Raw genomic sequence first — 24,830 nt, 5'->3', positions numbered from 1 at the left:
GCGGGACTTTTTTTGTAGTATGAGCCTTCCCTATCGCACCTATCGGCAGTATCTCAAAGAACGCTTTGGAATGCCTGTTGTTAAGGTCCCTATCAACGGGGGGTTCTCTTGTCCGCATATGCAGGGGGCATCCGGAGGGTGTTTCTTCTGTGACAACACTGTTTTTAGCCCGGTGGCACAGCGCGTATCTACCGATGTTGCCCGGGAGCTGCATGAGTCCTGCCGTCGTCTGGCGCGGCGCCATAAAAAAAAGACATCCTTTATTGCATATTTGCAGCCCTATACCAACACCTATGCTCCGCAACCGGTATTGGAGGAGCTTTACGAGGCCCTTTTGGGGGTTCCCGATGTCGTGGGTCTTGCTGTGGGAACCCGTCCCGATGCTTTTACGCACGAGCTGTATGCCTATCTAGGAACGCTTGCGCAGCGCGCATATATCTCCGTTGAACTCGGCTTGCAAAGTGCCCACGATACAACCTTGGCGCGTATTAACCGGGGACACACCTTTGATGATTTTGTCAACTCCGTTGAAGCCTTGCACGCTCAAGGGGTTGAGGTGGTTGCGCATCTTATGGTAGGCCTTCCGGGAGAAACGCGCGAGCAGGTTCTGGATACAGCCCGCCGTGTCGGGCAGCTTCCTGTGGCAGGCGTAAAAATTCATCAGTTGATGATTGTTCGTAATACCCCCTTTGAAAAACTCTATCAAGCAGGGGAGATTGCGCCCGTCTCTCTAGATGAATATGGAGCTCTTCTGATTGAAATGATGCGTGTGCTTCCCCGTAGCATGGTGTATCATCGTATTATGGCTGATACGCCACGGCACGATAATACCCTCTGTGCACCTCTTTGGAGTTATGATAAGCATAAAAGCCTTGCGTTCTTGCAAGATAAAATTTCCAGGAATCTTAATGTGCCTCCCGGTTTCTAATTATATTTAGCCATGTTATTTTTCGTGAGGGTTGTATGAAAACACCGAGTCTTGCGTGGCGATGGTTCTTTCTAATTAGTTGTTCGGCCTTTATTATAGATCTTGTAACCAAGCGTCTTGCTTTGCGATATCTTGAACCCTATACCGATCTGTCAGTGTGGGGTGATGTTTTTTCCCTTACCCTGGTATTTAATCCCGGTGCTCTCTGGAGTATTGACCCATCGGTTTTTATTCCCGGGCTTTCAAGTCGCGCTTTCTTCATTATTTTCGGCATGATCGCCCTTGTGGTTCTTTCCTTCTTTGTGCGGTCGCTTTCCTGGGAAAAAACCCCATGGATGTTTGTGGGAAGTGCCTTTGTACTTGGCGGTGCCTTGGGAAATTTGATGGATCGATTGATATATCCGGAAGGGGTGGTTGATTTTATTAAGGTTGACCTTGGTTTCTTTCCAGCAGACCCGTGGCCCATATTCAATTTTGCTGATATTTGGCTGAGCCTTGGTATTGCCGCTATTCTTATTGGCACTGTGCGTGGCGAAGAGGATGAATCTTCTGGAAAGGGGGCCTGAATGGAGTTCCGTATAACCCCCAACGAGGCTGAAATTCGCCTTGATGTGTTTCTCTCTCATCTTCTTTCTGAGGCATCTCGGACTAGAATCCAAACCGCTATCCAAAAAGGACAGGTGTTAGTAAATGGAAAGAAGAGTAAAAAAAGTTGTGTTCTCTGGGAAGGTGATCTTGTGTCAGTTTTGTTGCAGGAGCTTTTAGCACCTCCCCGGGAGATGGTCGTAGAGCCTGAAGATATTCCCCTTGATATTGTGCACGAAGATGCACATATTATGGTGCTAAATAAACCGGCAGGACAGATTGTACACCCCGGTAATGGAAACCCCGGAGGGACGATTCTCAACGGCGTATATCACTATTTGCGTTCATGCCCCGGCACCCCACGTCTGATTCACCGCCTCGATAAAGATACTAGCGGCATTCTTCTTGTTGCCAAGAATGAAGAAGTGCATGAGAAAATGAGCCGTCTTTTTATGGATCGACAAGTCTACAAGGGCTATCTTGGCATTTGTCTTGGCCGATACCCGGAGCGATCCGGCCGTATTGAGGCTCCCCTGGGGCGTAGTAAGTCGAGCCCTATTAAACGAGCCGTGCGGCAGGATGGGCGGGCAGCCTGTACTGACTATGCACTATTACGCTATCGATGCGGAATCTCTGCCATGGCATTTCGTATTCATACGGGAAGGACGCATCAAATTCGTGTTCATTCTGCCTATGCTGGTTTTCCCATTGTACGTGACGATCTCTATTTGGGGGATAAGAGTCGGGTGAAGTTGTTGGAACCCATGGAGCGTCCCTTTGCATATCGCATGTACGCAGCATTTTCTCGCCAAGCCCTGCATTCCAGATATATTTCCTTTGTCTCTCCCTTTACCCAAAAGAAGCAGATCTTTACAGCTCCCCTGCAGAGCGATTTTTCCAAAGCAATGACAATTCTGGATCTTTCTCCTCAGGAGTATGATCTGTTTGAACGTGATCCCTTGAACGAGTAAGAGGTATTGTATGATACGGAATAAACTGATTCGAAATCTTTTTTTTGCTGTTGCAGCAGTAGCTGTGGTGCTCATTGGAATTTATGCCTATTATGGGGGGTATTCCCGAGTTGAATTTGTAGAAGATTACCGTCCCGGGGGATATCTGGTTCCCATTACCGTATCAGCGCAAAATCCCTATGAAATAGCGGGAACACTGTTGGATTCGCTGATGTCGGATCTTTCCGAGGTTGGTGTTGATACTCTCTCACCCCTGATGAGTGTGTTTTATCCCTATGATGGGGGGGAAGATAGTTTGCTCCACTATATGGCAGGTTTCTTAGTAACTTCCGAAGAGGCAGAGCGTATTCCCGAAGAGCACGATGTTATTTCTCTTTCTCCTTATGCCAGCCTCTCCGCCTATTGGGAGCATAAGGGGCAGATGTCTGTAATTATTGGATTGCATAAGATGCATACCGCCTTGGCAGATCTGGCGGAGGATGATGTCGTGGAGCAGCGCCCAACCGTAAGTGTGCTTGATGCGCGAAATAGTGAACTCTATTATGGCATTGCCCGGGGAGATGACCGAGAGTATTTTGTCGATCTCTGGAAGCGGCTTTCCGGCAATGAACAGGCCGATGGGGAACCCCTGGATGATTCTGCGGTTTCTGAGGAGGATCAGGAGGCGCTGTGAAGACAACCGTTGATGCTCTCAAAAGGCATCCCTTTGCTCTGGTTGGCGGAGGAGTTCTCCTTCTTTTGTATGGGGTAATGTTGTTCGCGGAGTTTCTCGCGCCCTTGGAACCGGATGACGAGTGGCGTCGTCACTCCTATGCACCGCCGACACGCATTTATTTTTTTGATGCAGAGGGGAATTTTTCCTTTCGTCCCTTTTTCTACCAGAGTGAATACACCTTTGATCACTATCGCCAGCGGGTATATCGTGAAGAGCGGAGGCGTCCCTACTATCTTCGGCTTTTTGCACCGGATCCATCGGCTCGCCTCTGGGGGGTATTTCCCCTTGGGCGTCGTCTTGTGGGTACTACCTGCGGCGAAGGCCGTTTTTATCTTTTAGGAGCAGACATGCGTGGGCGGGACCTCTTCAGCCGTATACTCTATGGCTCACGGGTCTCTCTGACCATTGGTTTTGTTGGTGTTGCCGTGAGTACCCTTGTGGGGGTGTTCCTTGGTGGGCTTGCAGGGTATGTTGGTGGCATGGTTGATGGGGCTATTATGCGTCTTACGGAAGTTGTGATGATGATTCCCGGGTTCTACCTCCTCTTGGGGTTGCGGGTTATTTTTCCCATGGATATGCCCTCTTCCCAGGTCTATTTTATGATCGTGTTTATCCTGAGTTTTATCGGATGGGCGGGGATGTCCCGTATTATTCGAGGTATGGCCAAGGCCATTCGCGAGGAAGAGTATGTACAGGCGGCGCAGGCCATGGGGCAGCATCCCGTACGAATTATACTACGCCATATTATTCCACAAACCTTTTCATACCTCGTGGTAACCCTTACTATCTCTATTCCAGGATACATTATTTTTGAAAGCAGTCTTAGTTTTTTGGGGTTGGGCATACAGGATCCGCAGGTGAGCTGGGGATTGCTGCTTTCCGATGCTATGGACGTAACACGTATTGCGGCCTATCCGTGGCTCCTCATCCCCGGATTTTTTATCTTGATTACCGTAATGGCATACAACTTTTTGGGGGATGCCCTGCGTGATGTTTTAGACCCCCATGGAGAATACGCACCACGTTCAGGAAAAAATATGCCGGACAGGGTAAAATAAGCTATTTTAAAGGCGCATTACTCTCTTTTTTCAGAAGGAAAATTTTCATGAAAAAGATGCTCGTTCCTGTTCTTGTCCTTGCGGTTGTTGCCATATCAATTGTTGTTTTTCACTGGACGGATCGTCCCTTGAAGGATGAAGTTCCCGCATTTATTCCCGACAAGGCGGTGTTTTTTACCATGGCACGCTCTTTTGCGTCTCTGGGAGAGGCCTTGCAGTATGATGTGGAAGAAGACTCTATTCTTGGCCAGTTTTCAGTGAAAGAGGCGTGGCAGCTTTTTGCTGAGGGAGCAGAGATTTCGGATGAAACAAGCCCTGCGGAGTTTTTTCGTGGCATCGACCCGTACCGCCCCCTTGGGATTGTCAGTACGAATATGGAACTCAAGATGGATGATTTTACGGGGTCATTTACCTTCTTTCTCCCCCTTTCCGACCCTGCTTTGAAATATCGCTTGGTTGAGTATATTATGGAAGAGATTGATGAGACTGAGGCCACAGTTGAGTGGGACGGGCAGGAGCTCCATCTGACCTTTGCCGGTGATACTCCCATGAGCCTCATTGTGGGAATGAATAAGGATTCCTACCTTCTTATGACCTACGGTGCAACACCGGAACAGGCCCATGAAGAGTATGCAGCCCTTGCAGGGGATCAGACATCCTTGTCACAGAGTTCCTCCTTTCAAAAAAAGCTTGGCGCACTACGCAACACCAATGATGTGTTGATGTATATCGATCCTTCCTACATGGGCGCCATGGTTTTTGAAGCATGGAATCTATTGGAAATTGAATACTCCCTCCTTTCTCATGAAAACTTCTTTTCTTTCCTCAGCTCCTATAAGGGAGTGCTGAGCGGTATATCCATGACGGGTGAAGATTTTCTCTGGGAAACCGTAACCCATGTGGATCAATCGCCAGCTTTTACACGGGATTTCTTTGTAGCCCCCTTTCGAAATCGTGGCACGCAGCAGATAGAAGATGTTCCGACCCTTTTGTCTGTCCTCGGGGTGGATATCGAAGGGTATGTTCGTTTTATTGCACGTATGATTACTGATGAGGGCGCTACTGCCGCAGCAGAACTCATTCAGCAGGTGGGTGATGAATTGGGAGTGGATCCGGCATCGGAGATCTTGCCTGTTCTTGGAGAGGGCATCACCTTTGGTCTCTTTGGTGCTGACGAGATAACCCTGGGAACGTATAATACGGTTTTCACCATGGGCATATCTGATCAGGCTGGTATGGATTCCCTATTAGATGCTGTCTTTGCAGCAAATCGTCATCGTATTCCGGAGATGATAACCGTGCGTCAGGAAGAGATTGTCGGGAACTCCTTTTATCGTATCAACCTCATGGGTATCTTTGGTAATATCTATGTGGGAACCACTCCGACAGAGTTTGTCTTAACTACAGAAAAGAGCCATGTGGAAGATATTGCTCAGCCCCGACGAGATGGGCGTGTTTTTAAATATCTTCCCTATGAGACGGTGGAAGAGCATATGGTTCGTCATACCCCTGTGGGGCTTTCCTACCTTGATTTTCATCAGACGGCGGATCTGCTTCTTTCCTTAGGTGGTATTGTAGCCATGGGAGACCCCTCGGCGGCCCAAGAGCTGAAATCTCTTTCAGAGCAGATACGGCGGTTTCAGTATCTGTATGTGTACGCCGACGAGAGAAGTGATGATATGTATTACGAAAAGGTGCGTCTTTCTACAACCTTTGGTAAACCCTTTCTCGTAGGGCTTGTGGAGCTCATGAGCGACTTGGATGACATGTATCAAACGTGGTAATTAGGAGATACCCGGAGCAGCTGCTCCGGGTATCATCGGGGAGTGTATGGTTTCATTCATAGCAACAGTACTCCTTCTCCTTGTATCGGGGTTTTTCTCTGCTGCCGAGACTGCGCTATTTTCCCTGCGTCGTGAAGAGGTCAGCCGTCTTTCGCAGGGAGATTTTCGGGATAAGGCAATTTACAGTCTTCTCAAAACTCCCGAAGAAACCATAATAACAATCCTTTTGGCAAATCTTTGCCTCAATCTTTTTATTATTAGCGGAACCACACATCTGCTTCACGCTTCTTTTGGAGATTCTCTCCTTATCTCTGTGGCAGGGTCCACGGGAATACTTCTGGTATTTGGAGAGATTATTCCGAAGAGTCGTGCTGTCTCTCATGCTACGGAATATGCACGGTTTTGCGCCCCCATACTTCGCTTTGTGACGAACGCTCTTTCCCCGGGGGTGTTTCTGTTTAAGACCATAAATCGACGCCTGCTTTATTTTAACAGTAGTTATATATTGCGAGCGCCGGCTCCCTATGTAACCCCCGATGAATATCTCACGGCCTTACGAAAAAGTAAGCAACGTCATGAGGTGTCTCAGGAGGCGTACGATTTCATTATGCAGTACATGTCTTTGGGGCAACGTTCTGTGACAGTGTGCGCTTCTCACCGCTTTGAAGTGGGGGCCATTCCGAATTTACACATGGTGTTTCCCCAGTCGGGGAGAGTTCCTGAGCATGTGGTCTATGAGGGACACCATATAGATCCGCCATGGTTTTCTGTACACCGCTCTATTGGTGAGATCTTAGAGTTTTTCCGGGAGCAGGGTGTGTCCCTTGTTCTATTGAATGATGAATATGGCGATTATTACGGTGTGTGTCGTGTCTGTGATGTGTTGCAGTATTGGCAGAATGTGGTTAATCCACCAGTTCATGCTGCGCATTTCCCCCTGTTTATTCGGGGAGATGCTCCGGTAACTGCCTATACAACACTATTGCCCGAGAAGCTCCGCGCGGTAGGGGAAAACTGCAAAACCATCAATGGCGCAGTAATTGGGTATTTGGGAAAAATTCCTCCGCGAGGGTATAGTTTTCGCCTTGAATCATATATATTCACCGTTGTTGCTGCCGATGCTCGTCGTATTCGGAAAATTCAGATAAAGAGGTGTTTATGAATTTTGTTCTTACTGCAGAGGTTATTGGGCTTATTCTACTGTCATCCCTGACGATACTTGCCTACATGATTGCCCTGAATGCACAGGGAATTACCCGTATTTCACTCTCCTTTCTTATGGCGACCATACTTCTTGGTACCAATGTCTTTACGGTTGTTCAGTATGTTAATAATCCCGTAGCGGTGAGAAGTGAAGGCAGAGATGATTCTGCAGAACAGGCTGCGTTGGAACGTGAAGTTCTTGCTGAAAAGCTTGCAGAGCAGAAAGCGGCTATTGAACAGGAGGCCCGGGAAGATCGTGAACGAAAGATGGAAGCGCGTCAAGATGAAGCCCAGAAAATACTCTCATTTATCACGGATCTGGAGCAAACAGCACGGGATTTGCAAAATATGCGATTGGTGGAGCATGGCATGGAGTATGGGCAGTTGACAGGTCGTGCAAGTCGGTATGCCGGGCGCGTTCGTCGACATACAGATGCCTTTTCCCGTTTACAGCAAGATCTTTCCTTTTTTGTATCCCTCGGGCCGGACGTGGCAGATGCCCTGAAAGCGCTTGAACGATCAACCGAAGCCTTTCAACGATATTATACTGCCGAGACCTCTGCACAGGAGGCGCAACGGGAAAATGTAATGCGTCGTTCTGCGCAGGAATCCTTGTCAAAGCTTTCGCAAGTACGAACGCTTCTAACTACGTCAGAATAAAATTGTCTTGACAAGGAGAGTGGTTATTTTTTATCTTTCCGTGCTATTATGAAGATTAGACTACACGAATTATCACAGGGGACAAGTTCCTACTCCGATACACTTCATTTTTCTGCGGAACGATGTCGTCTTGGGGGAATGGCTCCTGAGTTGGCCGTTTCTGGTGATATTGAGCGTGTGCACCATGTCTTTTTTGCAAGGCTCACCTATACGGGGGTGGTGCATCGTGAGTGTGGACGGTGCTTACAGCAGTATGATCTCCCGGTTTCGGGCGTACGAAAATTTGTGTTTAAGCCGGAAGATGATGACGGTGCATATGTGCGGAGCGAGACCGATGTGCTCACCTACACGTATGCTGAAGGATGGGTTGATGTTGAGGAGTATCTCTATGAAGATCTTCTCCTGCAGGTTCCCATGAAGGCTGTTTGCTCCAAAGAGTGTTCGGGGGTGAGCAGTTACTCAACAAAGAACGAGAAGGGCTCTTCCGGTGTAGATCATCGGTGGCATGCGCTTTTGAAATTACAGAACAGTACTAACAATAATTTGGAGTAAGAGTAGTTATGGCAGTACCAAAAAGAAGAACTTCACGGACAAGAAGAGACAAGCGACGCTCGCATGACGCGCTCAATGCAGTGGCTCCGGCAAAATGCAAAAACTGTGGAGAGCCGAAGCTATCACATCGGGTATGCCCCAATTGCGGCTTCTATAAAGGCGAAGAAGTAGTCGTTATAGAAGAGTAGGGATGTCTGATTTTTCTATCGCTGTGGATATGCACGGCGGCGACTACGGGTTTTCTGCCATGGGAGAGGCTGTGTATGCCTCATTACCGTACTTGCCGGAAACCCTTTCGGTCGTTTTGTGTGGTGAAGAGTCGTCTCTTGCACCCTTTATTCAAAGAAACCGCCTTGAGCCGCTGGTTGATTCAGGGCGGATTCGTCTTGTATACGCGCACAATGTGCCCGTAGGGGCTTCTGCGAGCGCTTTTTATAAAAAACATTCTGATTCTTCTCTTGTGAGATCCGTGGCGCTTCAGAAAGAAGGGGCTGTCACCCTTTCTCTCTCTGCCGGCGATACAGGCGCGTTGTACGGCGCGGCTCTGTTTTTATTAGGACGGCAGTCAGGTATCGAGCGTCCTGCCCTTGCTGCAACAGTTCCCTCAGCTCGGGGGTCTGTGGTGCTGCTTCTGGATGTCGGTGCGAACCTTACGTGTCGTAGTCAGCATTTAATTGATTTTGCCCATCTTGGAAGTACCTTTATGGAGCGGGTTATCACGGCTCCCCCCGTGGTTTCTTTGTTGAATGTTGGTATGGAATCTCACAAAGGGACGCGTGAGGTTCGTCAGGCCCATGAGGCACTTTCAAAGTCTTCTCGCCTTGTCTATGATGGATATATTGAGGGCAACCGTGTTCTTACCGGTGATGCTGATGTGATTGTGTGCAATGGCTTTGTGGGCAATGCGGTGTTAAAATTAAGTGAGGGTATTTTCCGGTTTGTTCGACGGGAGTTTCAAGATGGCCTTAATGACCGCGGCAGAAAGAAACTTCATTGTTTTGATGCGGAGCTGTATGGTGCAGTGCCGCTCTTGGGGGTTCGAGGGCACGTCTATAAGGCACATGGCTCTTCATCGGTAACAGCCCTTACCAATGCTTTGGTGACTGCTGCGAAAACATTATATTTGTAAGATTGAATTTATAAAGGCATAGAGATATGAGTATACGAAGAGGTTCTATTGTGTCTGTGGGGGTTGCGCTCCCGGAAACGGTACGTACAAATGCATACTATGAAGAGTATCTGGATACCACCGATGAGTGGATTGTCCGCCGAACGGGAATTCGGGAACGCCGTATCTGGGAAAATGCTCCTGCCGATGCCTGTGCCGAACTGGGCGCCCGTGCAGGGAATCACGCCCTCCATCGCGCCGATGTTTCTCCCGAGTCAGTGGATACGGTTATTTGCGCCACCTTCACGCCGGATAACTTCTTTCCCTCCACCGCAGCGGGCATTTGTGCAAAAATGGGAATTACCAATGCCTTTGCCATGGATATATCTGCGGCCTGTTCCGGTTTTGTCTATGGAATGACCTTGGCCGCCTCGTTAATTGAGTCGGGGCAAAGCTCCCGAGTGCTTTTGGTGGGGAGTGAAATTATCTCCCGAAGTTTAGACTTTTCAGATCGGGGAACCTGTATTCTTTTTGGAGATGGGGCCGGAGCAGTGCTGCTGGAGCCCAGTACCAGTGAAGCAGGAGTCCTTGCGTCCTATAACTATACGGATCCTTCCTTGGGTGATGTTCTAAAACTCCCCTCATGGGATTCACAACAGATTTTGGAAATGGACGGCAAACCTGTATATAAACAGGCGGTTCACCTCATGCCGCAGATGATCCGGTCGGCTTTGGAGAAAACATCCTATACACCGGATGATCTCGATCTTTTGATTCCGCATCAGGCAAATCAACGTATTATTACTAAGGTTGGGGAGAAGTTAGGCTTAGACCCTCAACGTGTTGTTTCAAATGTGGCAAGATATGGCAATACTTCGTCGGCCACCATCCCCATTGCTCTCTACGAGGCGTGGGAGGAATCCCGGGTTTTTCCTGGGGCGTTAGTGGGCTTTACCGCTCTTGGTGGGGGCGTTACGGCCGGTGCAACAATTATTCGTTTTTAAGGAGAGATTATGAAATACGCCTTTCTTTATCCCGGACAGGGTGCTCAGAAAATTGGTATGGGAAAAGATCTGTACGATGCGTTTCCTGTGGCGCAAGACTATTTCAAGCGTGCTGAAGAGGTCCTCGGATATGATTTGACAGAGATTGTTTTTGAAGATTCTCAGTCTCGACTTGGACAAACAGAGTATACGCAACCGGCCCTGTTTACCCTTGAGGCGATCATTACGGAAATTCTTGCAGAGCGGGGCTGTCAACCTGCTATTGCCATGGGACATTCCTTGGGGGAGTATGGTGCTCTCTATGCGGGGAAGGTCTTCTCCTTTGAAACAGGACTCTCCTTAATAGCGCGGCGTGGAAAATACATGGCTGAAGCGGGAGCTGAAAGTACGGGTACCATGGCAGCTGTAATTGGAGTATCCCCCGAGGATATTGCCCGAACCTTAGAGAAGGTATCTTCTGGCACGGTTGTTTCTGCCAATGTGAACTCCCCGGTTCAGACGGTTATTTCTGGAGAAAAAGAGGCCGTCGAGGAAGCTTCTGCTCTCTTGGAAGCAGCGGGGGCAAAACGGGTCGTCCCCCTTGCAGTAAGCGGTGCATTTCACTCTCCCCTCATGCAACCTGCTGCGGATAAGCTTGCCACAGCGCTTGAGGAGATTACCTTTGCAGATCCACACTGTCCTGTAATTTCCAACGTAACTGCCAAAGCGGAAACCAGCGGGGCTGTATTGAAAGGGTTGCTGGTAGATCAGCTTCTTTCTCCTGTGCAGTGGGTTGCCTCAGAGCACACCCTTTCAGGATATGACCTTGATGGGTATCTTGAAGTGGGTCCCGGGAAGGTTTTGGCCGGGTTACTTCGTGCATATGACCGAAAAATGCGGGTAAAATCCTGTGGTGACCTTGCAAGCATAGAAAAAAATTGTTAGTATGGGACTCTATAAATATTGTATATTAAATTTCGATTGCCCGTTATCTGAAGGAGGAAGACGTGATTGATTTGACAGGAAAATCAGCCCTGATTACTGGATCCGCCCGTGGTATCGGTCGGAGTATTGCCGAAAAGCTTGCTGCTGCTGGTGCAAAAATCGGCATTAATGATATCAATGCTGAAGCAGCCGCGGAGACAGCAGAACAGATTGCTGCACAGTATGGGGTTGAAACATGGTCTATTCAGGCAGATGTTTCCTCTGAAGCAGATGTAAAAACCATGATACAAGGGTTTGTAGAAACCTTTGGAGGCATAGATATTTTGGTAAATAATGCGGGTATCACCAAGGATGGCCTCTCTCTTCGTATGAAAGAGTCTGATTGGGATGCAGTTCTGAACATTAATTTAAAAAGCGCCTTTCTGTGTAGCAGAACAGCAGCACGAAAAATGCTGAAGGCAAAACAGGGTAGCATTATTAATATCTCTTCTGTTGTGGGAGTAACGGGCAATGCTGGTCAGGTAAATTACTCTGCAGCGAAGGCGGGAATGCTCGGGCTTACTAAGTCCTTGGCTAAAGAATATGCCGGTAAAGCCGTGCGTGTGAATGCGGTGGCACCGGGGTTTATAAAATCGGCTATGACAGATAAACTCTCACCTGAGGTGATTTCTCAATATGAGGAAGCGATTCCTCTCAAGGAATTGGGTGATCCAGAAGACATCGCCCATGCGGTTCTTTTCCTTTCTTCCGATTTATCTTCCTATATTACCGGCCAGGTAATGGGGGTAAATGGCGGAATGGCAATGTAAGAAAATACTAACTACTATACTACTATTTTAAGGAGTGCGTTGTGAGTGATAATTTGAAAAAAGTGCAGGAAGTTGTAGCAGAGCAACTCGGAATTGAAGAGTCAGAGGTGACGGCGGAAAAGAAATTTGTTGAGGATCTTGGAGCCGACTCTCTTGATCTTGCCGAGCTTGTTATGGAGCTTGAAGAAAAGTTTGAAATTGAAGATGGTATTCCTGAGGAAGACTCTGAGAAGTTTGCCACAGTACAGGATGTGTTAGATTACGTAGAAAAGCAGTAAATTACAGGCAGGTACACCGCATTAACCTGGTGTAGCCTGCTGTTTTTGAAGAAAAGGGAATCATATATGAGCAAAAGAGTAGTTGTTACCGGCATGGGTACGGTAAATCCCGTCGGTAATTCTGTACACGAGTATTGGGATGGATTAATCGCGGGGAAAAGCGGGATTGATACCCTCACTCATTTTACCGACGAAAAAATACCGTCGCAAATTGCAGGCGAAGTTACGGGGGTTGACTTTTCTGAATATGTCGATCGTAAAGAAGTAAAAAAGACCGATCGCTATATTCTACTTGCAATGGCGGCAGCCCAAGAAGCCCTTCAGGATTCAAAGTTATTAGAATCTGCCCCTGATATGGAACGGGTTGGTACAATTATCGGATCCGGTATTGGCGGGATAGACACTCTTGAAACAAACCACTCAAATTTGCTGAATAAGGGAGCACGTCGTGTTTCTCCCTTTCTTATCCCCATGATGATTGCCGATATGGCATCGGGCTTTGTGTCGATGAAATACGGTCTGAAAGGGCCAAACTATTGCGTGGTAAGTGCCTGTGCGTCAAGCTCTCACTCCATTGGAGACGGCTTTATGGCATTGCGGGCCGGCATGATGGATGCATGCCTTGTGGGTGGTGCAGAAGCAGCTATCTCTCGTCTTTCCTATGCTGGATTTGCTTCAATGAAGGCCTTGTCCACACGAAATGAGTCTCCTCAAAAAGCGAGCTCTCCCTTTGATCGCAAACGAGATGGCTTTGTTATGGGTGAAGGAAGCGGTGTGCTCGTGATTGAAACCCTTGAACATGCCTTACAGCGCGGGGCTCCAATTTATGCAGAGCTCACCGGATATGGTGCCACGGGAGATGCCCATCATCTTTCTTCCCCAGCTCCTAATGGTGAGGGTGCAGTTCGTTCTATGAATATGGCCCTGCGTACAGCAGAGTGTGCTCCTGAAGATATTGATTATATTAATGCCCACGGTACGTCAACTCCAATGAATGATAAAAACGAAACTGCGGCTATTAAGACAACCTTTGGTGATCATGCCTATGATCTCTCTGTGAGCTCTACGAAATCTATGACGGGGCATCTCCTTGGTGCCTCCGGGGCTATAGAACTCATTGCCTCAATACAGGCGATACGCGAAGGGATTATTCCCCCCACTATCAATTATGAAGATCCCGACGAAGGTCTTGATTTAGATTATACTCCTAATACAGCAAATAAACGGACCGTGCGGCGGGTTATGAGTAATTCCTTTGGATTTGGCGGGCATAACGCCTCCTTAATTGTCGAAGCGTTTCGGGAGTAGCGTACCTTTTGATTGATACGTTTAAACAGTTTTTAGGAAAAAAAGGGGTGTCTCGTGAAAAAGAAACGGGAGATACCTCTTACGCAGCCCTTGAAGAACGCATTGGGTATACCTTTCGTGATACATCCTATCTTACCAAAGCGTTACGTCATAAGTCAAGTGTCTCTGCCGAGAAAGATCCTCGGGGAATTGAATCAAATGAGCGTTTGGAATTTCTCGGTGATGCCGTTGTAAACTGTCTGGTTACTGAGGAGTTATACCATCGATTCCCCGATAAACCGGAAGGGCATCTATCAAAGTATAAGTCGCTTCTCGTGAGTCGTAAAATTCTCGGGGTCCTTGCCGAACGGATTAATCTATCGGAATTTCTTTTGACTGGCCCGGGGGAGAAGCGGGGGCCTCAAAAGCAGGTTAATTCCATTGCGTCCAATGCCTTTGAGGCTTTAATCGGTGCTGCGTTTCTTGATAGTGGCAGCGATTTTACGGCGGTCAGATCTATTCTGGCACAGCTGTTATATCCCAGTATCAATCATTTTATCAATGATGTGGAAAATCGCAATTACAAGTCGCGTATCTTAGAGCTTGCTCAAGGCGATCATCTGGGATCTCCCCGATACATAACCCTTTCACAGAAAGGACCGGAGCATAATAAGCATTTTATTGTGGCCGTTGAGGTCGGAGGGCTGCGTCTCGGTGAAGGCTCCGGGAAAAATAAAAAAGCAGCTCAGCAGGAAGCAGCCCGTGTGGCAATTCCGAAATATACGGAGTCTTTTGTTGCAAAAGCACGGGAGCACCGGAGCAAAAAGGCATGAGTTCTTCCTTGGTCTATTCCACTGACTCGGGGCGTGTGTGTCCCCAGTGTGAGCAGCCGCAAAATCGATGTGAATGCAAGCAGCAGTCCTCCGCACATACTGCCCCACAGGGGGTGGTGTATTTGCGTCGCGAGACGAAGGGGAGAAAAGGGAAAGGGGTCACCTGTATTACTGGGCTTGCCCTTTCTGATATGGCATGTAAGCTCCTTGCAAAAGAGCTGAAACAGACGTGTGGTTGTGGAGGAACAGTCCGAAACGGAGAGATTGAGATTCAAGGAGATGTGCGCACTACCCTTAAGAAGATTCTGGAGAAAAAGGGGTATGTCTGTAAAATAGCTGGTGCGTAAATCCTTCTTTATTGTCTTGTAAAAGGCTTATGATAGATATTAAAATCCTTTACTTCTCTAAAATATCAATTTGATATAGGCGTTCTTTTCTTTGCGTTTCTACCGACAAAAAAGCAAAACATTCCTTGTAATCTCCTTTTCTTCACAAAATGACGGAGACCTCACTTGTGAAATATATTTGTGTATCTTACTGAGAGAACGTAAAATACTCAGAGAGAGGATTGTATATGAAACGAAAAATACTGGTAACTTGGCTGGCCTGTTTTGGAATGGTTTTCTCCGGAATCGCAGGCGAACACATGCCCTTTCCCCAAAGTCGATCATACGACGGCATGGTAAAACCCGGAATTTCACAGGAGCTCATGAACCAGCATATTCGTGATGCCTATGACACATATAAACGAAATCATCTCACACGTGCACAAAATGTTGAAAATGCGTATTATATGAGTGAGACTTCCACCCATGATGAGGGCGTGACCGTTTCTGAAGCCCATGGGTGGGGTATGGTAATTCTAACACACATGGCTGGATACGATGATTCGGCACAATACTATTTTGATGGTATGTATAATTTTTATAAAGCCTTTCCTGCTACAGGAGCAGGTGGATCTAACCTCATGACGTGGCGTATAGATGGGGGAGTTGGTTCTTGGGAAGATACACAGACCCGAAGAAATTCTGCCACTGATGGCGATCTGGATATTGCCTATGCCTTACTTCTTGCCTATAAGCAGTGGGGGGAGCAACGATATCTCAATCAGGCGCGGGCTATGCTTAATGATATCTATGATCATTTGGTACACCCTGAGACCCAGGCATTACGCATGGGAAACTGGGCAACTTCAGCCAGTGATATGTATTACAATACACGCCCGGCAGATTGGATGGGCGGCCATATGCGAACCTTTGCTGAAGCAACGGGGGACACAAAATGGAACGCCGTTGCTGATAAGGCATACGAGATTTACAATGCTTTTCTGAATGAACCGCAAAATGGAGCATCTGAAACAGGGCTTATTTCCGATTTTGTGTACCATCATCCCCAATATGGAACATGGAATGTAGATTCTTACTTTCTTGAAATGGAGCATGATAATCAGTTTTCTACAAATTCATCACGTGTACCGTGGCGTATCACGGCCGATTATGCTCATTTTGGCACGCAGAATGCCCGTGAGGCGGCACAACGACTGGGTGAGTTTGTTATTGATGCAAGTAATGGTAATGTAGAACAGATATACCCTGGTTACTACTTAAGCGGTACTCCCCTGACTACCAACTATACGTCTCCGACCTTTACCGCCCCCTTTATTGCTGCTGCGGCCGTGGCGGGTGACCAGAATTTTGTCACAGATGGGTGGAACTATTTGCAACGATCTTATATGGAGGGAAGTGACCATTTCTCGCGAGCCATCCGTTTGCAGTCCATGTTGCTTATTTCGGGAAATTGGTGGAGTTGGAGCGACTCTCCCGTGGATGATGGCGATGATGATTTTGATACCAGCGGTATTTATTTTGACCATTTTGAAGATGAAAACCTTGCGCAAACAAACCTTGGATATGAGTACGGCCGTGCGACTATGCCCGACGAGCCGTGGGAAGCAGGAGGGTATTGGTATACCTATGTTGGGGGTGATGAAGGTGGCATTTTCGCTTCTGATGGCACCGAAATTGATAGTGACAACACGGCAAAAATGTTCGATTCTACTGCTGGAACCCTTCGTATTACCATTGAAGAACGCGGTGCTCTTCATGCTCCCTTTCCTGATGATATGGTGGTTGATCTTTCTCAGATGAGTGGTGTAACCGTACGTGGCAGAGGGAGTGATAACATGCGTTTAACCTTTACTACGGAAAATGATGGTTCGGCAGAATCATATTGGGGAGGATATGGACGTAACATTAGGTTGAGCAACTCTTCTGAAAAGTATCAGATTCCGGTGAGTTTACTTAGTCCTGCACCCTGGTCGGACGAAGAAAATGAAGGCATGACGTGGGCCGCTGATGGGGCATCACGGGCAACAGGGGTCACCCTTTCATTGCCGGATGATGTTTCCTCGGCAGAGATAGAACTTGAGTATATCCAATTCAACGGTATCACAACGCACACCTTCGACTTTGAATACGTAGAAGATGATGACGACGGCGATGATGACGGTGATGACGACGGTGATGATGACGGTGATGATGACGGTGATGACGACGGTGATGACGACGGTGATGATGACGGTGATGATGACGGTGATGATGACGGTGATGATGACGGTGATGATGACGGTGATGAGTTGCCCGTGGAAGATATCCTCACTGTTGCGGGGTGGTCTGTTACTACAGACTCCTATGAAACCGGATCATCAGCAGACATTGCTGATAGTGATATCCCTGTGGTGATAGATCTTGTCCAAGGAACAAGCGATGGTGATGCAGGACATTGGGCCTATGCAAATGCCACGGCATCCATGGGGCAGGATTTTGGAGATGTCCAGGCGATAGAAATTGAATACAGTTCAGACGCAGATTTCAATGTTAGTCTTGGCACCGAGACATATGGATTTATTGCACCGCAAAGCTCCGGTACAGGTGAGACGGTTCGTATAGAGATCTCAGACTTTGAAAAAAGTTGGGGTGATAGCGATGAGTTGCACATGAGCGATATCTATGGTGTCGGTTTTGCCACGGCAGAGGAGGGCGCAGTATCCATAGAGGTGCACGCCATACGTCTGGTTGGTTTTGAGTATGATGACGATGACGACTCGGTGAACCTTGTAGAAAGAGAGACGGTACGGAAAAGTCCCTTAGCAATACATGGGGTAACCCCGCAAAGCATACAGATTTCAACTGACGCATCTGGTCTGTATTCTGTCTCAGCGTATGCGCTCAATGGCCAACGTGTGTATACTACAGAGCAGCACCTTTCAGCAGGAGACCATCGTATTTCCGTGCAGGGTCAACTGCCCCGTGGTATGGTGATACTGCGCGTGAATGGGCCGGAAGGTCAGGTGGTAAATCGACACATTGTACGATAACCCATGGGGCTGCCGGAAACGGCAGCCCTATTAATCAAAGGGGATTGGATAGCCATAGTTTTTATATATATTTCGGAACTCCGGGGTTCTATGGAGATCATCCATGGTCTTGTCCCAAAGGGTTTTTAGATAGTCTCCCCGTTCTGTTTGAGCAAAAGCCATGTAGAGCTTGAGATGCATGACAAAGTCGAAATTAAATTGAGATGTATCAATGTCATATTCCGCAACAGCATCCATAATGTCTGATTCGGCTCCAATAAAAAAGTCTGCCCGTCCCTCTTTCAACATAGAAAAAAGGCCACTAATGTAGTCTATCTCTTCGTAGGTTACATCATAGGGGAGATATTGGTCTAAGTTAAAATCTCGCAACCATATGAGATCTTTTCCCACGAGGCTTTCGGCTCCTGTGAATGTCTGCCCCCCATCTACGTGGGACACTGCGATTTGTCGATTTCTATCAAAATGCCAGCGAGGGTACTGGGGAAAATCCTTCTCATCCATGAAGGAAGCAACCCAGCCATCTACAAGGGTATCCTGCACAAGATAGACCGATCGTGCGTAGGGAACAATCTCAAAAGAAACGGTATATCCGTGGGGTTCGTAGACGGCACGAATTAGATCAAAATAGAGCCCGCTCTCATCGCTCCGGGTTAAATCATGCCACGTATCTGAAGAAAACACAATATGTGCATCTTCTATGGGAGAGCCAGAGAGTGACACGAGCAGGAGTATCATGCAAAGAAAGATGGATGGGGTGTTCATGGGAGTTTCCTTGAAAAGTGAATTTCCCATAGTATACCATATTCGAAAAAATAAATAAAAAGAAGTGGAAAAAAAAAGTAATAGTAAAATCTTTAGTGTACTTATTCGAAACAAGTCAGGCTTCGCACGATTCACACTGTATCCAGAAAGGGGGATCACACATACACTTTGTTCGTGCAAAGACTGGTTTTACTAGTAAAATAAACGGTCGGTCCCCAGGGATGACGGGCCGGCATACGTATCAACAGGAGTTTTATTATGAGAAATGTACAAACCAACGTAGCGAGTATTGCCCTTGCTCTCATTTTCTTTGTAAGCATGTCCTTTGGCCAAACCTTTACGGGAGATGCACAAGTTGAATTTACCTCTGAAGCACAAGTAGAAATTGCGCGCATGGAAATAAATGCAAAAATACTTTCAGAGATGAATTTTGGATTGATTACTTTGGCCGGAACTGGTTCAGCGGTACAAGCACAAATCCAACCTCAAGCACATGGTGAAGGAGATGGAAACGCAAGTGTAACGGGCGGGGAAATTGATGATACTGAAGCGTCACAATTGCAGTTCGTTGTATGGGGTGGTGAAGATGGAACTGGGTATACTGTAACTCTTCCCGAGACAGCAACCCTTGAAAACCCACCCGCCTTTGGTGCTGAAGATCAAACAACAGCCACCATGGAAATCGGCAATTTCGCCGTTCTGGGCGGTGAAGGACGAACCATGAGTACAGCAAATGTTGATGAAGCATTTGATCCATCTGATAATAGTTTTGATAATACCCTTGCTGATGGCAATATCGATGATTATGATGTAGTCTCCGTGGGGGCAGTTCTTGGTATTTCTGGAGATCAGCGGGTTGGAACATACACCGGTGATATAACCGTTATGGTAGAGTATAACTAACCCGGTTGTGTCAATATTTCGGCAGGTAGTGGGGTTCCGCTGCCTGCTATTTCTATATCATCTCGGGAGTGCCCCATGAACCATTTTGTTTTTACGGTTGTTTTCTTTGCTGTATTTGTTACGTCTTCGTCGGCCGGTATGTTGGCCATGCTTGATAGAAGTGCCCTGCTTACAGACAATGTACGGAGAAAGCATGTTTCCTTTATGAATGTGGGTAGTGATACTGCACGGTATACTATTCGTTTTACTGAGAGAATTATGCATTCAGATGGATCTTTCTCCACGGTTTCAATTGATTCTGTACCAGAAACACATCGCCCTGCCAGCCCTTACTTGCGGATCTATCCACGATCCATTGTGGTTCCTCCCCGAGAACGTCAAGCGGTCATTATTCAGTATCGCAGAAGTTCGGATATGGCGGAAGGAGAGTATCGTTCGCATCTGTTGTTTACCCCCGAGCCAGTGTCGGAATCCCGCATAGAGGAGTCGCAGGAAGAGAGGGAAGGGTTGGGTACACAAATTAACACTGTGGTGAGTGTCTCTATCCCCGTACGAATTCATGTTGGTACTCCCTCTTCTCGTTCCTCCATAGAGAATGGGTATGTACAGCCCGATTCAAGCGGTAGCCCTTCCTTGGTGGTAGATTTGGAACGTACGGGAAATAGGGAATTTGTAGGATCTCTTCTGCTAGAGCATCTGCCACAGGACGGGAGTGATCCTGTACGAGTCGGCCGTGAAGCTGTGCTTATATACCATGAACTTTCTCAGCGAACCTATGAAATACCCCTTGATGAGACCCTTTCCACAGGAACTCTTCGGCTTCGACTTCTCGAGGAAGATGCTGCAGAGGATTCTCCCCTCGCAGAACATTTCATAGAGTTGTGATTATGGGGGGATGTAGTAAGGCCTTGCTCGTTCTCGGTAGTATTTGTTTTTTTGTCCTGGTTATTTCTGCAGGACCGCTCCATCTTTTTGATCAACACGAAGTATATGTTCCTGCGGAGATGTCTTTGGAAATCGAGAAAGTACAGGATATGCAGATGGGTTCCTTTCTTGTAGGAGGTGCCGGCGGCAGTGTTACTATTACCAGTGCTGGGGGATTCTTTGGCACGGGAGCTGTTGATGTGATCGACATGCCTGCGCGGGGGCAGCCAGCACAATTCTCGCTTACTCTCTGTCCCGATATGGAGCAATCGCAATCCTCTCTTGTCATTATTTCTCTGCTTTCAGAAGGCGTTTTTTCAAACTATACCGACCACAGAATGGATTTTACGCCTCACGACATAGAAATAGTACAGGATACGCTTTTACCAAATGGGTGTACCATGCAGATACTCTCTATCGGGGGCTGTCTCGATATTCCATCGACCATTGGACGGGGGAGTTACTGGGGTGGGATTGTCCTGCAAATCGATCATCAATGAGATTTTCCTCTGTCAAAAACGCTTCGGAGCACCATTCCTAGCAAAGGGTGCTGCTCTTTTCCTGGTGAGCATGGTATGCATGGTTTATTCCCTGGATGATACCGGCCTCAGCTCCTTTGATGAGATACCCGTTTCGGTGTCTTTAGATCGGCATTGGGGCTTTGAAGTGTTTCTCCTTATTACAGAAGATTTTGACACCTATATTCATATGGAAGATCTTTTTTCTCAGCTTGATCTCTATTATGAAAAGCATGATCGGGGAAGAACGATTTCCGGCTGGATAGAGAACCAGGGAAGAACATATCGTGTATCTCATACAGATCAAAGCATTATCTTTGAAGATAAAACCTATGCTGTTGGAGATGAGCTCATTTTGTATAATGATCATTTATATATAAAAAATGAGTTGCTTGGAGAAATTTTCGGCATTCACACAGATCTCAATATCAGGAATTTTCGGTTGAGCCTACAGGCTGAGTTTGAACTCCCACGTTTTAAGGAGATGCGCTTACAACGTATTCGTGAAGAGGCCTTACGTATGCAGGGAAAAGACTTTGTTCCTGATACGGTATACGAACGGATATACAATTGGGCTGTTCCGCACGGCCATTTACAGTGGTCTTACCGCGGTCGGCAGTCCACCGATAATGCTGTTTCAAACACCGTGGGAATTGGCCTTGGGACAGAACTTCTGGGTGGAGAGACAACCATACAGACCTCCTTTTCTGATCAACAACCGTGGCATCAGGATAACCTCTCATATCAGTGGCGATGGGCTGATGATTCAAAGAACCTTGTGAGGCAGGTTGTTTTGGGACGCATTGGTGCGGGAACAGTTTCCTCACAACGTATTCATGGGGCACGTATAACAAATAGTCCCATTACTCAAAAACGCTCCACCGGGCAGTATATTTATAGCGGATATACGGAGCCGCACTGGCTGGTAGAGCTGTATCTCAATGGTACTCTCATAGACGTTGCCACGGCTGATCCCGCAGGGGTCTTTGTCTTTGATGTTCCTATTATGCAGGGGCGCACTGACCTTAAGACTATTGCCTACGGGCCATCGGGAGAGGAAGAAGAGGAGTATGTCTCAGTAAACACCCCCTATGCAGTTATGGGGTTAAATACCTTTCGGTATACCCTTTCCGGTGGAGCCTTGTATGACGATGACGGTGCATTTATGCAGGGATCCTTTCACTACGGATTAAATCGATATATGACACTCTCCGGAGGTCTGGAGTACCTCAACGACACAACGAAAGAGAGTCTTACTCCTTACTCTCGTGTAGCCTTTCAGCCAAATAGGCGTTTTTTTTGTGTCTATGAACGAATATATGAGCAGCACGATAGATTCTCTCTGAATCTCAGGCTATCCCCACGTTTCTCCGTGATGAATGACGCGACGGTGTATCATGAAGAGAATCGGTCTTCTCAGGCAACCCATTCTTGGGGAAGCAGGGTCCATATACCGTATCGTATTTCTCCCTTTTCCGGATTTGTCCGTACGGGAATTGGTCGTACGTACTATTCGTCCTTTGAGCGAACAGAAATTTCTGGCACCCTATCCCTTGCTTATGGGAGGTTTCGCTCCAGCTCAATTATACGCCGGGTAGAACAGCGGGGCGCACATACGAATTATCAGCAATCTTTATCGTATCGAACATCTGCGGGGCTTTCCCTTCGTTCTTCCGTATATTGTGATCTTACGCAGAGAAAATGGCAAAGAGTTACCATGGGTGCTTCAAAACGTCTTTCAAAGGGGATTCTTACCGCCCAGGTTGAACATGCCCTTTCCTCTGGAAGTAATACCGTATCCTTGACATACAACTACGATTTTCCCGCACTTCGTACTACCTATGCAGCTCATCGTACTCCAGAGCGAATACAGTTTTCTCAATCAGCTTCTGGGTCAGTGCTTTTGGGGGGAAGCAAGAAGGCTTCTTTCACGCATGAACCGTCCTTACGCCGAGGGACAGCGGTGCTACAACCTTTTCTTGACAGAAATTATTCTCATCAGTTTGACCCCGGTGACAGCCTTCTTTTCATACCGGTTGCCACGGATGATCGTTCCCTTGAGCGCGGGGAAGAACTCACACGAATCCCTCTTACGTCATCCTTTACGCGACATGATATTTCTCTCAAGAAACTGGATCTTCCTTACATTGGTTGGGAGTTTCCCTTTGAAAAAATTCGTGTGGAGATTGACCCGCACCAGGAAAAAACCGTATACATACCGGTGCATGTTGTGGGAGAGGTTACCGGTTCGGTGTCTATTGATTATCCTCGGAGAGATGAGCGTCCCCTCCCGATGGATGATACTCTGCTTCTTTCAGTAGCGTATGAGTCAGAGCAAATATATCTAGCAGAAGCAGAATACAGGCGTATCCGGGAGTATCAATACCTTGTTGAAAATAATCCCAAAGCAGAGATTCTGCTGGTTGCTCAGGGCACGGATACGCTGCTGCAAACACACCGCCTAACTGCTTTGGCGCAACTCTTAGAAGATCGTCAGTTTATCACAAAAAAGCAAATTGCCATGAAAAGGGCTCCCCATGATACGACTGAACAGGAGCAGGATGCGTGGACAAAGAAGGAAGAGATCAAGGTGTTTCTTCGTGGGGCAGATGATTTTTCTGTTCCCCCTCCACAATGGGAACAGCTTTCATCTGAAGAGCGATCTCAATTTTATACCCGTTCAGCAGCAGGACGAATGCCCCTTACTATTCTTGATGAGACGGGGCGAATTATTGAGACCGTCTCAACAGAAGGTGATGGATACTACAGTTATATGGGGCTTTTGCCGGGAACATACTCCCTTCGTCCATGTTTGCAGACTCTCTATCAACGGGGCTTCTACATTCCTCCTCAGGAAATACCAACTATTGAAATAGAGGCGGAATATGATGGTGACTTTGTTGATGGGGTGGATCTTACGGTGGTTGCCGATACTCCTGCTGTACAAGTTGCGGGATATATGTACCATGTGCCGGATCGTAGTGACTCCTATTTTCCTGATGATATGGTACGAACTTTTTCAATATCCTTCCCGGAAGATACTCCAAGTATCACGCAACGTGACCGAGCGGCTTTAGAGAATAGTGCCACTACCCTTTCCTCTATTCAAGGGTTTTCCCTGCGTATTCAAACAACCTACGATCTTGTTCTTTCCACCGGGGGAATGATGGATTCCTATACCTATCAAGAGGCTGAAAAAACGGCTCAAAAAGCAAAGGATTATCTTGTTGACACCCTTGGTTTTTCTCCTGAGGGTATACGAATTCAGCAGCCCCGTCCCCGTATTATGGGAGAAGAGTCATCACCCCATACGGCAGTAGTTTCCCTGGGTGTGTTTGCTTCGCGGCGTGCGGTGCAAGATATCCCCATTGAAATTGTTGATCATCATATGCAGCCGGTAACGGTTATCTATACCGATAGTACAGGATATTACTCCTTTGGAGGACTCCCCCCCGGTGAGTATACCCTGCGCTCGGTACCGCGTCTTATTGATGAAACAGCTCATGACTATTTTACTCCCATTGTGTTTCGTATTGACCCAACGGGTACGCCGCAGACGCTCTCTCTCCCTGTGGTATCAGAGCCCATGGGAGACACTGGGAAAGACCTTGGTGAATAAGGGGTGAATTACGAAGGGGGTGCGGAAAA

The 24,830-nt window shown here is 47.4% G+C and carries 24 protein-coding genes; 23 read left to right on the top strand and 1 reads right to left on the bottom strand.

From position 1 onward, the window contains the following. The first annotated feature begins 19 nt into the window (after positions 1–19). From mnmL to CALK_RS12015, 19 genes are all read left to right on the top strand, one after another. Complete coding sequence (mnmL, locus tag CALK_RS03375) at positions 20–928, top strand: tRNA modification radical SAM protein MnmL/YtqA (RefSeq protein WP_022636248.1); 909 nt, start codon at positions 20–22, stop codon at positions 926–928. A 35-nt stretch (positions 929–963) separates the two neighbouring features. Further along, entirely contained in the window at positions 964–1,494 is a 531-nt protein-coding gene (gene lspA / locus CALK_RS03370; RefSeq protein WP_022636247.1) for a signal peptidase II, read from the top strand. Next, the gene (locus CALK_RS03365) at positions 1,495–2,484 is read left to right on the top strand and encodes an RluA family pseudouridine synthase (protein ID WP_022636246.1); all 990 of its coding nucleotides are present in this window, start codon (positions 1,495–1,497) and stop codon (positions 2,482–2,484) included. It abuts the gene before it with no gap. Between the two features lie 10 nt (positions 2,485–2,494). Further along, positions 2,495–3,157, top strand: a complete 663-nt coding sequence (locus tag CALK_RS03360; protein ID WP_022636245.1) for a hypothetical protein — start codon at positions 2,495–2,497, stop codon at positions 3,155–3,157. After that, positions 3,154–4,257 (top strand): ABC transporter permease, encoded by a 1,104-nt coding sequence (locus CALK_RS03355; protein WP_022636244.1) that lies wholly within the window; start codon positions 3,154–3,156, stop codon positions 4,255–4,257. The genes CALK_RS03360 and CALK_RS03355 overlap by 4 nt, the downstream gene beginning before the upstream one ends. 47 nt (positions 4,258–4,304) lie before the next feature. Further along, positions 4,305–6,041, top strand: coding sequence for a hypothetical protein (locus CALK_RS03350; protein WP_022636243.1), 1,737 nt, complete (start codon positions 4,305–4,307; stop codon positions 6,039–6,041). A gap of 46 nt (positions 6,042–6,087) precedes the next feature. Then, positions 6,088–7,203 (top strand): CNNM domain-containing protein, encoded by a 1,116-nt coding sequence (locus CALK_RS03345; protein ID WP_022636242.1) that lies wholly within the window; start codon positions 6,088–6,090, stop codon positions 7,201–7,203. Next, positions 7,200–7,904: a hypothetical protein gene (locus tag CALK_RS03340; RefSeq protein WP_022636241.1), complete on the top strand. Its 705-nt coding sequence runs from the start codon at positions 7,200–7,202 to the stop codon at positions 7,902–7,904. Before CALK_RS03345 ends, CALK_RS03340 begins: the two co-directional genes overlap by 4 nt. 48 nt (positions 7,905–7,952) lie before the next feature. Further along, on the top strand, positions 7,953–8,456 hold the full coding sequence (locus tag CALK_RS03335) for a YceD family protein (protein WP_034636587.1): 504 nt from the start codon (positions 7,953–7,955) through the stop codon (positions 8,454–8,456). Between the two features lie 8 nt (positions 8,457–8,464). Then, positions 8,465–8,644, top strand: coding sequence for a 50S ribosomal protein L32 (gene rpmF, locus CALK_RS12510; protein ID WP_022636319.1), 180 nt, complete (start codon positions 8,465–8,467; stop codon positions 8,642–8,644). Positions 8,645–8,646: 2 nt separating this feature from the next. After that, positions 8,647–9,585 carry a fatty acid/phospholipid synthesis protein PlsX gene (locus CALK_RS03330; protein ID WP_022636239.1) on the top strand — a complete coding sequence of 313 codons (939 nt, stop codon included), beginning with the start codon at positions 8,647–8,649 and terminating at the stop codon, positions 9,583–9,585. A gap of 26 nt (positions 9,586–9,611) precedes the next feature. Continuing rightward, positions 9,612–10,568 (top strand): 3-oxoacyl-ACP synthase III family protein, encoded by a 957-nt coding sequence (locus tag CALK_RS03325; protein WP_022636238.1) that lies wholly within the window; start codon positions 9,612–9,614, stop codon positions 10,566–10,568. Between the two features lie 9 nt (positions 10,569–10,577). Further along, positions 10,578–11,492, top strand: coding sequence for an ACP S-malonyltransferase (gene fabD / locus CALK_RS03320; RefSeq protein WP_022636237.1), 915 nt, complete (start codon positions 10,578–10,580; stop codon positions 11,490–11,492). Between the two features lie 65 nt (positions 11,493–11,557). After that, positions 11,558–12,301 carry a 3-oxoacyl-[acyl-carrier-protein] reductase gene (gene fabG, locus CALK_RS03315; RefSeq protein WP_034636634.1) on the top strand — a complete coding sequence of 248 codons (744 nt, stop codon included), beginning with the start codon at positions 11,558–11,560 and terminating at the stop codon, positions 12,299–12,301. A 41-nt stretch (positions 12,302–12,342) separates the two neighbouring features. Continuing rightward, complete coding sequence (gene acpP, locus CALK_RS03310) at positions 12,343–12,579, top strand: acyl carrier protein (protein ID WP_022636235.1); 237 nt, start codon at positions 12,343–12,345, stop codon at positions 12,577–12,579. A 66-nt stretch (positions 12,580–12,645) separates the two neighbouring features. Continuing rightward, positions 12,646–13,887 (top strand): beta-ketoacyl-ACP synthase II, encoded by a 1,242-nt coding sequence (gene fabF, locus CALK_RS03305; RefSeq protein WP_022636234.1) that lies wholly within the window; start codon positions 12,646–12,648, stop codon positions 13,885–13,887. An 8-nt stretch (positions 13,888–13,895) separates the two neighbouring features. After that, positions 13,896–14,699 carry a ribonuclease III gene (gene rnc / locus CALK_RS03300; RefSeq protein ID WP_022636233.1) on the top strand — a complete coding sequence of 268 codons (804 nt, stop codon included), beginning with the start codon at positions 13,896–13,898 and terminating at the stop codon, positions 14,697–14,699. Continuing rightward, on the top strand, positions 14,696–15,046 hold the full coding sequence (yciH, locus tag CALK_RS03295) for a stress response translation initiation inhibitor YciH (RefSeq protein WP_022636232.1): 351 nt from the start codon (positions 14,696–14,698) through the stop codon (positions 15,044–15,046). The genes rnc and yciH overlap by 4 nt, the downstream gene beginning before the upstream one ends. Positions 15,047–15,273: 227 nt before the next feature. Next, on the top strand, positions 15,274–18,075 hold the full coding sequence (locus CALK_RS12015) for a family 8 glycosyl hydrolase (RefSeq protein WP_022636231.1): 2,802 nt from the start codon (positions 15,274–15,276) through the stop codon (positions 18,073–18,075). 30 nt (positions 18,076–18,105) lie between these two features. On the opposite strand, the gene CALK_RS03285 is transcribed toward CALK_RS12015, so the two are convergent. Next, entirely contained in the window at positions 18,106–18,837 is a 732-nt protein-coding gene (locus CALK_RS03285) for a type 2 periplasmic-binding domain-containing protein (protein WP_022636230.1), read from the bottom strand. A 258-nt stretch (positions 18,838–19,095) separates the two neighbouring features. Here CALK_RS03285 and CALK_RS03280 point away from each other — a divergent pair, with 258 nt between their 5' ends. The 4 genes from CALK_RS03280 (at position 19,096) to CALK_RS03265 (ending at position 24,801) form a co-directional block, all read left to right on the top strand. Then, positions 19,096–19,740: a DUF4402 domain-containing protein gene (locus CALK_RS03280; protein WP_022636229.1), complete on the top strand. Its 645-nt coding sequence runs from the start codon at positions 19,096–19,098 to the stop codon at positions 19,738–19,740. Between the two features lie 75 nt (positions 19,741–19,815). Beyond that, the gene (locus tag CALK_RS12010) at positions 19,816–20,625 is read left to right on the top strand and encodes a hypothetical protein (RefSeq protein ID WP_022636228.1); all 810 of its coding nucleotides are present in this window, start codon (positions 19,816–19,818) and stop codon (positions 20,623–20,625) included. A gap of 2 nt (positions 20,626–20,627) precedes the next feature. Continuing rightward, a complete protein-coding gene (locus CALK_RS03270) occupies positions 20,628–21,164 on the top strand; it encodes a DUF4402 domain-containing protein (RefSeq protein ID WP_022636227.1) in 537 nt (178 codons plus the stop codon). Positions 21,165–21,243: 79 nt separating this feature from the next. Beyond that, entirely contained in the window at positions 21,244–24,801 is a 3,558-nt protein-coding gene (locus tag CALK_RS03265; protein ID WP_155851776.1) for a hypothetical protein, read from the top strand. The last annotated feature ends 29 nt before the right edge of the window (positions 24,802–24,830 follow it).

The organism is Chitinivibrio alkaliphilus ACht1, assembly GCF_000474745.1.
GTDB lineage: Bacteria > Fibrobacterota > Chitinivibrionia > Chitinivibrionales > Chitinivibrionaceae > Chitinivibrio > Chitinivibrio alkaliphilus.
This window is presented reverse-complemented; position numbering and strand designations above follow the sequence as displayed.

What these genes read in the sequence shown, in the direction of transcription:
- lspA (WP_022636247.1), top strand. Translation starts at nt 964, where the DNA reads ATGAAAACACCGAGTCTTGCGTGGCGATGGTTCTTTCTAATTAGTTGT.
- yciH (WP_022636232.1), top strand. Translation starts at nt 14,696, where the DNA reads ATGAGTTCTTCCTTGGTCTATTCCACTGACTCGGGGCGTGTGTGTCCC.
- CALK_RS03265 (WP_155851776.1), top strand. Translation starts at nt 21,244, where the DNA reads ATGGTTTATTCCCTGGATGATACCGGCCTCAGCTCCTTTGATGAGATA.
- CALK_RS03335 (WP_034636587.1), top strand. Translation starts at nt 7,953, where the DNA reads ATGAAGATTAGACTACACGAATTATCACAGGGGACAAGTTCCTACTCC.
- fabD (WP_022636237.1), top strand. Translation starts at nt 10,578, where the DNA reads ATGAAATACGCCTTTCTTTATCCCGGACAGGGTGCTCAGAAAATTGGT.
- CALK_RS03350 (WP_022636243.1), top strand. Translation starts at nt 4,305, where the DNA reads ATGAAAAAGATGCTCGTTCCTGTTCTTGTCCTTGCGGTTGTTGCCATA.
- CALK_RS03325 (WP_022636238.1), top strand. Translation starts at nt 9,612, where the DNA reads ATGAGTATACGAAGAGGTTCTATTGTGTCTGTGGGGGTTGCGCTCCCG.
- mnmL (WP_022636248.1), top strand. Translation starts at nt 20, where the DNA reads ATGAGCCTTCCCTATCGCACCTATCGGCAGTATCTCAAAGAACGCTTT.
- CALK_RS03285 (WP_022636230.1), bottom strand. Translation starts at nt 18,837, where the DNA reads ATGAACACCCCATCCATCTTTCTTTGCATGATACTCCTGCTCGTGTCA.
- CALK_RS12015 (WP_022636231.1), top strand. Translation starts at nt 15,274, where the DNA reads ATGAAACGAAAAATACTGGTAACTTGGCTGGCCTGTTTTGGAATGGTT.
- rpmF (WP_022636319.1), top strand. Translation starts at nt 8,465, where the DNA reads ATGGCAGTACCAAAAAGAAGAACTTCACGGACAAGAAGAGACAAGCGA.
- CALK_RS03270 (WP_022636227.1), top strand. Translation starts at nt 20,628, where the DNA reads ATGGGGGGATGTAGTAAGGCCTTGCTCGTTCTCGGTAGTATTTGTTTT.
- CALK_RS03360 (WP_022636245.1), top strand. Translation starts at nt 2,495, where the DNA reads ATGATACGGAATAAACTGATTCGAAATCTTTTTTTTGCTGTTGCAGCA.
- CALK_RS03365 (WP_022636246.1), top strand. Translation starts at nt 1,495, where the DNA reads ATGGAGTTCCGTATAACCCCCAACGAGGCTGAAATTCGCCTTGATGTG.
- CALK_RS03340 (WP_022636241.1), top strand. Translation starts at nt 7,200, where the DNA reads ATGAATTTTGTTCTTACTGCAGAGGTTATTGGGCTTATTCTACTGTCA.
- CALK_RS03330 (WP_022636239.1), top strand. Translation starts at nt 8,647, where the DNA reads ATGTCTGATTTTTCTATCGCTGTGGATATGCACGGCGGCGACTACGGG.
- CALK_RS12010 (WP_022636228.1), top strand. Translation starts at nt 19,816, where the DNA reads ATGAACCATTTTGTTTTTACGGTTGTTTTCTTTGCTGTATTTGTTACG.
- fabF (WP_022636234.1), top strand. Translation starts at nt 12,646, where the DNA reads ATGAGCAAAAGAGTAGTTGTTACCGGCATGGGTACGGTAAATCCCGTC.
- CALK_RS03345 (WP_022636242.1), top strand. Translation starts at nt 6,088, where the DNA reads ATGGTTTCATTCATAGCAACAGTACTCCTTCTCCTTGTATCGGGGTTT.
- CALK_RS03280 (WP_022636229.1), top strand. Translation starts at nt 19,096, where the DNA reads ATGAGAAATGTACAAACCAACGTAGCGAGTATTGCCCTTGCTCTCATT.